This is a genomic window from Dactylosporangium sp. NPDC005572 (assembly GCF_040605515.1).
In the GTDB taxonomy this organism is placed as follows: domain Bacteria; phylum Actinomycetota; class Actinomycetes; order Mycobacteriales; family Micromonosporaceae; genus Dactylosporangium.
In genome coordinates this window covers 1-4,737 of record NZ_JBEXCY010000383.1, presented here as the reverse complement: position 1 = coordinate 4,737, position 4,737 = coordinate 1, and the positions used below count along the sequence as shown (strand labels likewise).

The following is a 4,737-nucleotide window of genomic DNA, read 5'->3' as shown; positions in this document are numbered from 1 at the left end:
CCCGCTCCCGGGTCGACGGGCTGACACTCGGATGGTCGTTGAGCACCCGGGACACCGTCTGGTGGGACACGCCCGCTAGCCGCGCGACGTCGTTCATCACCGCGGCTCTGTTGTGACTGGTCGCGCGCATCGCCCTCCCCCGCCGTTGATGTTAGCGATGCCACGATATGCCGACCGCGCGGGGTTTGCGTACGGTGACACCTGTGCGGAGGAAAACAGCGTCCCTCGCGGCGGCCGCGCTGACCGCGGCCCTGCTCAGCGGCGGCTGCCTCGGACGGGACAAGATCTGCCGTAACGGCGAGTATCCGGCCAAGGCGGTCGGCAACCCGACCGGCCGGGTCTGCGTGCGCGACGGCCAGGACCCGCCGGCGGGCTACGTGCGCTACCCGGCCGGCAAGGTCCCGGAGCACGTCGACGACGAGTGGGACGTCTACTGGCGGGACAAGACCGTCGACGAGTCGGGCAGCATCGTCCCCGGTTGACGCGTAGGCCCGGGCTCCACACCGGGGCGGCCCGAGCAACTCGATGCCGAGGCGGGCGGCGGCTCCTGCCGCCGTCCTGACGGCCGGAACGCGCCGCGGACGGGAGGCCGACACAGACGATCACCATCCCCGGCCGGGCGGCTATCGTGCCGGACATGCAGCAGCCGGGTGAGGACTTCTACTGCGACGAGGCCCTCAGCGGCCGCACGCCGGTCACCGTCGTGGCCGAGACCGGCGACGTGCTGGCCTTCGAGCACACCCGGCCGTTCTGGCCGGTGCACGTCGTCGTGGTACCGAAGCAGCACGTGCCGTCGCTGACCGACCTCGGCGACGCCGACGCGGCCCTGCTGGGCCGGGTTCTCGCGGTGGTCCGCCAGGTCGCCGCCGACGTCGAGCGGCAGCACGGGGCCTGCCGGGTGCTGACGAACCTCGGCCGCTACCAGGACTCCAAGCACCTGCATTTCCACGTGTGCAGCGGCGCACCCCGCCACCCCGACACCGACTGAACGGGCCGGGTCACCCGGAGCGGGCGGCGATGGCGGCCTGGATGCGGCGCAGGGTGCGCAGTGCCTTCTTCGCCGCGGCCCGGACCTCGCCGTCGAACACCGTCGAGCCGCGGTCCTCGGCCTGCAGCCGCTCCAGCGTCGGCGCGACGCGCTCGTCGCCGGTCGAGCCGAGCGCGACGGCCGCCCAGTAGCGCCGGTTCGGGTCGGGGTCGTCGGCCGCCGCCGTCAGCCTGGGGATGACCTCCGGGGCGAACTCGGCGAGGGCGCTGGCGATGTGCCCGATCCGCGCGAACCGGCGGTGTTCGAACTCGTACCACAGCGCCTCGAGCGCCTCCGGCCCGCCGATCTCCGCGAGCGCCTCGGCCGCCCGCAGCCGCAGCCAGTCGACGTCGTCGGCGAGCAGCGGCCGCAGCGCGGGCACGGTGCCGGCGTCGCCGAGCCGGCCGAGGGCCTTCACCGCCTCGTCCACGACGATCCACTGCCGGTGCTCCAGCAGCGCCACCAGCTGCGGCACCGCCTCGCGCACCCCCATCGCGGCGCACCCCATCGCCGCCCAGGCCTGGCAGTTGTACCGGGTGTCGGCCAGCGCCGCGAGCAGCGCCTCCCGCAGGTCCTGCGGCGGGTCGGCGACGGCGAACACTTCGGCCTGGTTCATCGCCCGGGTGTAGAGCGAGCGGTGGTAGTCGCCGTAGTCACGCACCAGCGAGTGCAGGGCCGCGACGGCCGACGGGTCGCCGTGGTCCCGGGCCCGGTCGAGGAGCCCGTAGAGGTGCGCCTCCCGCGTCTCGAGGTCGCCGGCGCGCAGGCCGTCAAGGTCGGTGCTGGTCACTCGGGCCATCCTACGGACGGGCCTACGGACGGGCCTACGGACGGGCCCGGCCGGTGTTCGCCGGCCGGGCCCGTGCGGCCGCCCCGGGAGGGCGGGATCAGGCGGGGATGGTGAACGGGTCGCCGTACACCTTCCAGCTCAGGGGCGGGTTGAGGTCGAAGTTGCGGTTGTTGAGGAAGACCCGCTGGGCGGTGTCCACGCGGCTGGTGTCGCTGTGGGCCTCCTCGGTCTTCATGGCCGCCACCCGTGCGTCCAGGAAGGCGTTCAGGTAGGTGGCCTCGTCGCCGCCCTGGGACGGGGGCTTGGCCTTGGCCAGGGCGGCCTTGCGGATGCCGCCGAAGCTGACACCGCTGTTGCCCGGGCCGTGCATCACGATCGCGTCGTAGTAGATGAACTGGCCCAGGGCCCGCAGGCCGTCGGCCTTGGCCTGCTGGACGGACGGGTTGAAGTACACCCGGTCCCGCTCGTCGTCCTGGGCCTTGGTGAACTGCGGGTCCGTCGCCGCCGTGCGCCAGGCGGCGACGTAGCCGTCGAGGCCAGCGTGCGAGGCGGTGCCGTTCACCTTGCGCAAAGCCGGCAGGTACCTGGCCAGGACGTTGCCGGGGACGCGCTGGGTGTACAGCTCGACCAGCTCCAGCATGTCGCCGGTGCCGGAGCAGAAGCCGATGATGCCGGCCGTGTAGCCGCGGCCGTCGCCGATGTCCTCGATGTACTTGTACTGGGCCTTCCAGTCCAGCGACGAGTTCTCGGCCGAGGACACCAGCTGCATGGCGATGTCCTTCTTGCGCGGGTCGGTGAGGTCCTTGCCCGCGGCGGGCGAGGAGGACGGCGGGCGCGACGGGGACGGCGACGCCGAGGCGGACCGGGAGGGCGACGGCGACGCGGACGGCGGCACCGACGCGGACGCGGAGGCGGACGGACCGGCCGCCGGGTTGCCGTACACCTTGAACTCCCACAGCGAGTAGCCCCACTGCGTGGCGCGGGTCGTGCCGTAGAGCCGCACGTAGCGGCCCGTCCCGGTCAGGCCCGTGAGGTCGTCGGTACCGCCGTTGCCGCTCGTCGTGCTGTAGATGTCGGTCCAGGCGCTGCCGTCCGGCGAGATCTGGATGCGGTACGCCTTGCCGTAGGCGGCCTCCCAGCTGAGGTTCACGTGCGTGACCGTGTAGGTCGCGCCGAGGTCGACGCGGATCCACTGCGGGTCGACGCCTTCCAGGCTGCCCCAGCGGGTGCCGCCGTTGCCGTCGAAGGCCTGGGCCGCGCCGAGGGACGCGGTCTCGACCGACGACGAGGTGGCGGGCCTGCCCTGGGAGAGCAGGGTCTCCGTCGCCGCGTCCGCCCCGCGCATGACGAGGAGCGTCGTCACCGAGCCGACGAGGAGCAGGGCCGCGGCGCCCAGGCCGGCCAGCCTGAGAGGGTGGTTCACGGGCAGCCTCCAAAGCAGAACTGTCAAGTAACTTGCCTGACGAAGATTCTGATTCGGGAGCTTCGATGTCAACGAACCTAAGGGGGACTTCATTTCCCGTTATGGTTGCCGACGACCGGCGCCGGCGGGCCTGCCGAACCAGCGGGCCAGCTGGTCGTCCAGGTCCCGCTGATCGTCGCCGATCCAGGCGACGTGGCCGTCGGGGCGCAGCAGCACGCACGGCACATCCAGTGCCGCAGCGGGATCCGCGAGGTGGTCGACCCGGTCCGACCAGCCGCCGGCGGTGAGCCGTCCGGTGCGGTCCAGCAGCAGGCCGCGGCCGCGGTGCAGCAGCCCGTACAGGCGGCCCTGTCGCAGCTCGACGTCACGCAGGCGGCGGCCGAGCAGGTCGGGGCCCGCGCCGAAGTCGTAGCGGATGCCGATCGCGGTGATCTTCTCGATCAGGTGCCGGTTCACCGCGTCGAAGTCCATCAGCTCGGTGAGCAGCCGGCGCACCGCCTGCGCGCCCGGTTCGGCGGACTGCAGCTGCATCTGGGCGCGGGTGTTGTCCAGCACGTCCTCGGCGACCGGACGACGCTCGGCCTGGTAGGTGTCCAGCAGCGTCTCCGGCGCCCAGCCGCGCAGCTGTGCGGCCAGTTTCCAGCCGAGGTTGAACGCGTCCTGCACGCCCAGGTTGAGGCCCTGCCCGCCGATGGGCGGATGGATGTGTGCCGCATCGCCGGCCAGCAGCACCCGCCCGACCCGGTACCGTTCGGCGAGCCGGGTGGCATCCCCGAAGCGGGACAGCCAGCGCGGGGAGTGCACGCCGAAGTCGGTCCCGGCGATGGTGCGCAGCTGTCCTCTGAAGTCCTCCAGGGTGGGCGGCTCCGCACGATCGCTGACCCCCGCGGCGGGGACCACGACGCGATAGACGCCGGCACCGAAGGGCCCGAGGCTCAGTCGCCGATCGGTCTCGCGGAGCTCGGCCAGCCGGGCGGCGATCTCCTCCTGCGGCACCCCCACTTCCATCTCGCCCATCAGCGTCTCGGTCCGCGAGGGTTCGCCGGGGAAGCCGACGCCGAGCAGTTTGCGCACCGTGCTGCGCCCGCCGTCACAGCCGACGAGATAGCGCGAACGCAGCAGTTCCCCGTCGGCGAGCTCGACGGTCACGCCCTCGTCGTCCTGGTCGAGACCGGCCACGGCGCAACCACGCCGGACCTGCGCACCCAGTTCGATCGCATGCTCTTCGAGCAGGTGCACGATGACCGGCTGCGGGATGCCCAGCAGATAGGCGTGCGCGGAGTCCAGGCCCTCGGGCGCGGGTTTGCTGATGGCGGCGAAGAAGCCGCCGGCCGGTCGCTGCCGTCCGTGTTCGAGCATGCGCTCCAGCAGCCCGCGCATGGCCATCAGCTCGATACTGCGGATGTGCAGGCCGACGATGCGGACGAACGACACGGGCTCGGTTTCCTGCTCCAGGACGAGGACCCGCACGTCGTGCAGCCGCAGTTCGGCGGCCAG

General features: G+C 72.4%; 6 protein-coding genes. 2 read left to right on the top strand and 4 right to left on the bottom strand.

The features are described from left to right. Positions 1 to 97, bottom strand: a 97-nt coding sequence (locus ABZS66_RS60380) for a LacI family DNA-binding transcriptional regulator (RefSeq protein WP_354773833.1), incomplete at its 3' end; no start/stop codon positions are given. Between the two features lie 106 nt (positions 98 to 203). On the opposite strand from ABZS66_RS60380, the gene ABZS66_RS60375 reads away from it, so the two are divergent. Continuing rightward, positions 204 to 482: a hypothetical protein gene (locus ABZS66_RS60375; protein WP_354773831.1), complete on the top strand. Its 279-nt coding sequence runs from the start codon at positions 204 to 206 to the stop codon at positions 480 to 482. Positions 483 to 637: 155 nt separating this feature from the next. Then, positions 638 to 988 carry an HIT domain-containing protein gene (locus ABZS66_RS60370; RefSeq protein ID WP_354773829.1) on the top strand — a complete coding sequence of 117 codons (351 nt, stop codon included), beginning with the start codon at positions 638 to 640 and terminating at the stop codon, positions 986 to 988. Positions 989 to 998: 10 nt separating this feature from the next. Here ABZS66_RS60370 and ABZS66_RS60365 read toward each other — a convergent pair whose 3' ends face one another. The 3 genes from ABZS66_RS60365 to rox form a co-directional block, all read right to left on the bottom strand. Then, complete coding sequence (locus ABZS66_RS60365; RefSeq protein ID WP_354773827.1) at positions 999 to 1,817, bottom strand: HEAT repeat domain-containing protein; 819 nt, start codon at positions 1,815 to 1,817, stop codon at positions 999 to 1,001. 97 nt (positions 1,818 to 1,914) lie between these two features. Continuing rightward, a complete protein-coding gene (locus tag ABZS66_RS60360) occupies positions 1,915 to 3,240 on the bottom strand; it encodes a chitosanase (RefSeq protein WP_354773825.1) in 1,326 nt (441 codons plus the stop codon). A 99-nt stretch (positions 3,241 to 3,339) separates the two neighbouring features. Further along, positions 3,340 to 4,737, bottom strand: a 1,398-nt coding sequence (rox, locus tag ABZS66_RS60355; protein WP_354773823.1) for a rifampin monooxygenase, incomplete at its 5' end; no start/stop codon positions are given.